The organism is Robiginitalea sp. (assembly GCF_049588695.1).
Classification (GTDB): domain Bacteria; phylum Bacteroidota; class Bacteroidia; order Flavobacteriales; family Flavobacteriaceae; genus Robiginitalea.
Map to the genome: position 1 here is coordinate 1 of NZ_JBAVZJ010000019.1, position 5,101 is coordinate 5,101.

5 protein-coding genes and 1 pseudogene are annotated in these 5,101 nt (G+C 51.0%); 5 read left to right on the forward strand and 1 reads right to left on the reverse strand.

Annotation, left to right across the window (positions count from 1 at the left end):
• Window positions 1-879: pseudogene (locus WBV75_RS00295) on the reverse strand (CBS domain-containing protein); the annotation flags it as partial.
• Window positions 880-991: 112 nt separating this feature from the next.
• Between WBV75_RS00295 and rnpA the strand changes: the two are divergent.
• The 5 genes from rnpA to WBV75_RS00320 all read left to right on the forward strand — a co-directional run.
• The gene (gene rnpA / locus WBV75_RS00300) at window positions 992-1,432 is read left to right on the forward strand and encodes a ribonuclease P protein component (protein WP_424118671.1); all 441 of its coding nucleotides are present in this window, start codon (window positions 992-994) and stop codon (window positions 1,430-1,432) included.
• Window positions 1,356-2,984, forward strand: coding sequence for a S41 family peptidase (locus WBV75_RS00305; protein WP_424118672.1), 1,629 nt, complete (start codon window positions 1,356-1,358; stop codon window positions 2,982-2,984). The genes rnpA and WBV75_RS00305 overlap by 77 nt, the downstream gene beginning before the upstream one ends.
• Window positions 2,985-2,986: 2 nt before the next feature.
• Window positions 2,987-3,958 carry an MBL fold metallo-hydrolase gene (locus WBV75_RS00310; protein ID WP_424118673.1) on the forward strand — a complete coding sequence of 324 codons (972 nt, stop codon included), beginning with the start codon at window positions 2,987-2,989 and terminating at the stop codon, window positions 3,956-3,958.
• 3 nt (window positions 3,959-3,961) lie between these two features.
• Window positions 3,962-4,834 carry a fructosamine kinase family protein gene (locus WBV75_RS00315; RefSeq protein ID WP_424118674.1) on the forward strand — a complete coding sequence of 291 codons (873 nt, stop codon included), beginning with the start codon at window positions 3,962-3,964 and terminating at the stop codon, window positions 4,832-4,834.
• A gap of 35 nt (window positions 4,835-4,869) precedes the next feature.
• Window positions 4,870-5,101 (forward strand): hypothetical protein (locus WBV75_RS00320; RefSeq protein ID WP_424118675.1); only part of this gene is annotated, 232 nt, incomplete at its 3' end.

Here is a 5,101-nt window from a genome sequence, read left to right on the forward strand (position 1 = left end):
GTCTGACGGATCAAAATCTGTTGAGATCAGGCTGCGAAACCTGACGATAGATTCTTTAAAAAAGTCTGCCGCACTTCCTTCGGCCCAGGCGGCTCCAAAGCCTACCCTGGGTTCGCGCTCATTCAAAAGGAAGGTGCTTTTTCGGGTATCCACACTCTGGGTGAACAGCGCAATACGGGTTTCCTCCCACAATTCCCGCCCCATCAACATTGGGGAATTTGTACTCACACTCAACACAGGCCCGGCAATGGCCTGGGCCCAGTTATAGGTGTTTGCAAAATCATCGGGGTCAATTTGCAGGTGCGCCTGAAAGCTGGTGTTGCAACCCTCATACATTATAGAGTCGTGATGGAGGTTTATCTCATCCACACCCTTAATATGCACCTCCATATTGCTGCCCTTTACCTCTGTAATGGCGTCCGAAAGTATTTTATACCGCTCTTTCGGAGTCATGTAGGACTCCTTCAGGTAGCGGGTGCTGATGGTGGGGAGTATCCCGGTAATCACGATGTTGTTTTTGAACTTTTCGGCCACTTCCTGTCCGTGGTCGAGTAGGGTGTTGAGCTGTTTGTGCATCTGCGAAAAGCACGTTCCGCTCAAAGGGAAAGGGTCCAGGTTTATCTCCAGGTTATACCGCGTGAGTTCCGCGGTGAAATGCGACTCGTTTATCGCCTCCAGGATTTCGACCGCCTGATTTGAGGGTTCCCAGTTTTTATTGACCAGGCAAAACTCCTGCTCGGCCCCGATATGAATCGGATCTGTAGTAAAGGCCCCGGTTTTCAACATTTGTTCAAGGGCCTCCAAATCGGTCAGTAACCGGTAGAAATAGGTTTTGCGCTCCGGGGCGTCTTTTAATCGCTTGACGGTTTGTGTTCCCATAAAAACTGGTTTTTGACCCTATGGCTCATTCGGGCAATTTAGCATAAGGCCCCGGCAAGTTCTATGATAAATATCATTCACGCCGACCCCTAATTTATTGTTATTTTTGGACATGGCCACGTTTGAATTTCCAAAGAAACAGCGACTCTCCCGTAAAAAACTATGGGAAGCCGTCTTTCAAAAAGGGGTTCGGCTTAAAGCCTACCCCCTGGCACTTTACGCCCTTCAGGCCGACCTGCCCGAAGATGTGCGGGTTCAGGCGGGCTTTGCCGTGCCTAAACGCAGTTTTAAAAAAGCGGTCGACCGAAATCACATCAAGAGGCTCATAAGGGAGGCGTATCGGCTGGGAAAGCCCGCGCATTTTAACACCTTGGAAAGACCCTTTGCCCTTGTATTTTTATACCTTGGAAAAGATACGCCTGATTTTGCCCGGATATCCCGGGCCATGCGGGCGGTCCTAAATGAATTTGAAGCCCATGAAGCGACTACTCAAACCCAAACTGATCCTGCCCCTCCTGGCCCTGACAGTCTTCCTGACCGCCACAGGGTTTAAAAGTGGTTTTTTCGAGATTGCAAAGCAGGTTGAGATCTTTACAACCCTGTTTAAAGAGCTCAACATGAACTACGTGGATGAAACCAATCCGGCCGCCCTAATGGATACGGCCATTAAGAGCATGCTGGACGATTTGGACCCCTACACCCAATTTCTGAATGAGCAGGATGTGGAGGCCTTTAAAATCAGCAATGCCGGGGAGTATTCCGGAATCGGGGCGCTGGTGCGCTCCTACAAGGACAAATTGGTTATTGTGGAGCCCTATAAGGACTATCCCGCCGACAAGGCGGGGCTGAAAGCCGGGGATGAAATCATTAAAATCGGAGACATTGCTGTAGCGGATTTTAAAGAAGACGCCGGGGAGCTGCTTAAGGGGGCAGACAATTCGAAGGTTACCGTAACCTACAAAAGGCAGGGGAAAACGGGCACTGCGGTTATTGAGCGGGAATCCATAGACGTAGATGCCGTCCCTTTTTATCAAATGGCGGACGAGCGCACGGGTTACATTGTGCTCTCCCGGTTTAATGCCAAGGCCAGTGAACAAACGCAGGAAGCACTGGAGGACCTTAAGGAACAAGGGGCTGAACGACTCATTCTCGACCTTCGCGATAACCCCGGGGGCTTACTCTCAGAGGCGATCAATATTACCAATCTTTTTGTGCCAAAAGGAGAGCTGATCGTAACCACAAAATCCAAGGTTAAAAAATTCAACGAGGAGTACAAGACCCGCAAGCAACCCGTAGATACGGAAATTCCCCTGGTAGTCCTGATTAATGGGCGGAGCGCCTCTGCCAGCGAGATTGTATCCGGCGGATTGCAGGATTTGGACCGGGCCGTGGTCATGGGTGCGCGGAGTTTTGGGAAGGGCCTGGTGCAACGCCCGTTAAAACTCACCTATGGAACACAGCTGAAGGTCACCATAAGCCGGTATTACACCCCCTCAGGCCGGTGCATTCAGTCCCTGGATTACTGGAATCGGGATGATGAGGGCAATGCCGTACGGAATTCCAATTACCGGGAATTCAAAACGAAAAACGGACGGATCGTTACCGATGGGGGTGGCGTTGTCCCCGATATAGCGGTTCGGGAGCTCGGGTCCAATGATCTTATAACTGCCCTGCAGCAAAATCAGCTGATTTTCGATTACGCCACGGTGTTTTCCTATAACAACAACTATGCGGAGCTTTCAGAATTTGAGCTTCCCGCCGAAACCTTAAAAGACTTTCGGGAGTTTGTCGGAAAGAGTGACTTCGCTTTTGAGACCCAAACCGAAAAAAAGCTCAAAGAAGCCCTCACCTCGCGGGATGAGGTTGTTTTCAATGACGATATAGAATCAGACTTAAAATCCCTTTTGGCCAAGGTGGAAAAACAAAAATTCAACGCCTTTGACTCCAATGCCTCGGAAATCGAAAAGCTGCTGGAAGATGAAATCGTAAAAAGGTATTTCTACCGGGAAGGGCTTTATGCTTATTACCTGGACCACGACCCTTCTATCCTGGCGGCCCGTGAATTGCTGGGCAATACGGCCAAATACCGCGAAACCCTTCAATAGATATGCGGAGCCCATGGGTGTGTGCGCTTGTTTTGTCATTCCTGCCGCTGTCCGCCGCCTGGGGGCAGGAAACTTCCCTCCCCAAATCTACTGAGGCGCCTGATCCCCCATCAGTAGAGTTGATCATCCTCGGAAATGTGCAGGATGGAGGGGCCCCACATATGGGTTGTTTCAAATCCTGCTGTGCGCACCTGTACACCCAGCCGGACGAAACTTTAAAAGTAGTCTCACTCGGCCTTTTGGACACCCGGGAGGAGAAAACCTACCTGTTCGAGGCCACTCCGGATATTGCGACACAAATGGCTTTCCTTCGTACCGCCGCCCCTTTTCATGTGGGTTCTGCGCCAGATGGCATTTTTATTACCCATGCCCATATTGGCCATTACACCGGGTTGATGTTTCTCGGGCGGGAAACCCTGAATGCCGATCAGGTTCCGGTGTACAGTCTGCCCCGGTTCGCAGACTTTGTCGCTTCCAACGGGCCGTGGGATCAATTGCTCGAATTGAAAAACATCCGGCCACACCCTTTGTCCGAAGGCGCTCCCGTCTCTCTGTCCGCGCACCTACAGGTACGGGCTTTTCGCGTACCCCACAGGGATGAATATTCAGAGACGGCTGGTTTTGAGATCGTCGGGCCCGGAAAGAAAGCTTTATTTATCCCGGATATCGACAAATGGGAGCGTTGGGACACTTCCCTGATTGCCGCTATTGAGCAGACCGACCTTGCTTTTATCGACGCCTCGTTTTACGACAATGCCGAAATCGGATATCGGGATGTTTCAGAAATCCCCCATCCTTTCGTTGTGGAGTCCCTCGCCCTTTTAGAGGCCTTGCCACGGGAATTGCGCGCCCGGGTATATTTCATCCATATGAATCATACCAATCCCATGCTCGACCCGGATAGTGAGGCTTCACGGGCTGTCATTACTGCAGGGTACGGGATTGCCCGAATGGGAGATCGATTTAAATTGTAAGTAGTGGCTTCCGAGGATTTCATCCGGGTTCTGGAGGGCGTCTTTGGACTGCGCATCCTCGGGCACCAGCCCGTCAGGGGGGGTGATATCGCAAGGAGCTATCTCCTGCAAACCGCCCGGGGCCCGTTATTTGTAAAAATACTTGAAGGACCGCGAGCGTACGATATGCTGACTGCTGAAGCCGAGGGGTTGACCGCCCTTAAAGAGTCCGGGGCGATTGCTGTCCCGGAGGTTTACCAGTGCGCAAAAACTGGTTTTGGCGCCGCTCTTTTGATGGAGTACATCTCCTCGGGCAGGGTATCTGATGCTTCCCAGGAAACCCTCGGCCGCAGCCTGGCGCTCTTGCACCAGTCCGGTAGTGATACCTTTGGGTGGAGTCGCAATAATTATATCGGCACCCTGCCTCAAAACAATCCCCGGGAAGAGGATTGGGCCACCTTTTTTGCCCGCCACCGCCTCAGCTTTCAATTTGATCTTGCCTTATCTTCAAATTTACTGGAGGCAAGACAGGTCCCCGGTCTCGACTATATGATTCAAAAAATTGAATCTCTTGTTCCCGAGGTACACCCCGCCTTGTTACACGGGGACCTTTGGGGCGGGAATTACCTGATTTCCAAAGACAACACCCCATATCTCATAGATCCTTCCGTATACTACGGGCACAGTGATGTCGACCTGGCTATGAGTCGCCTTTTTGGTGGATTCTCCTCCCGATTCTACGACGCTTATTTTGAAGTGTCCCCTGCCCATCCGGGATTTGAAGACCGGATTCCCCTATATCAGCTCTACTATCTTTTGGTACATCTCAATATTTTCGGGCGTTCTTATTTGGCATCTGTCACCGATTCAATGGGCGCTGTTTTTGGGAGGCATTGAGCTTAATTCTTTACATTTAGGAGAATTTCAGATGTATGAGGGCTTTTCAGCCATTTTATTGCGTATTCAGCCTCACTATTGGAGCATTGCTCTTCAGTTGTTCAGAGAACAATTCAATCTCCGTATCAGAGGGAACGCAATACCAAACCTGGTCCGATTATTTGGGGGATCCGGGCCGCTCACATTTCAGTACGCTCAATGCCTTTACCCCTGAGAACGTCGGTTCCTTAACCCTCGCCTGGGAACACGCCCTGCAGGATTCCGGTC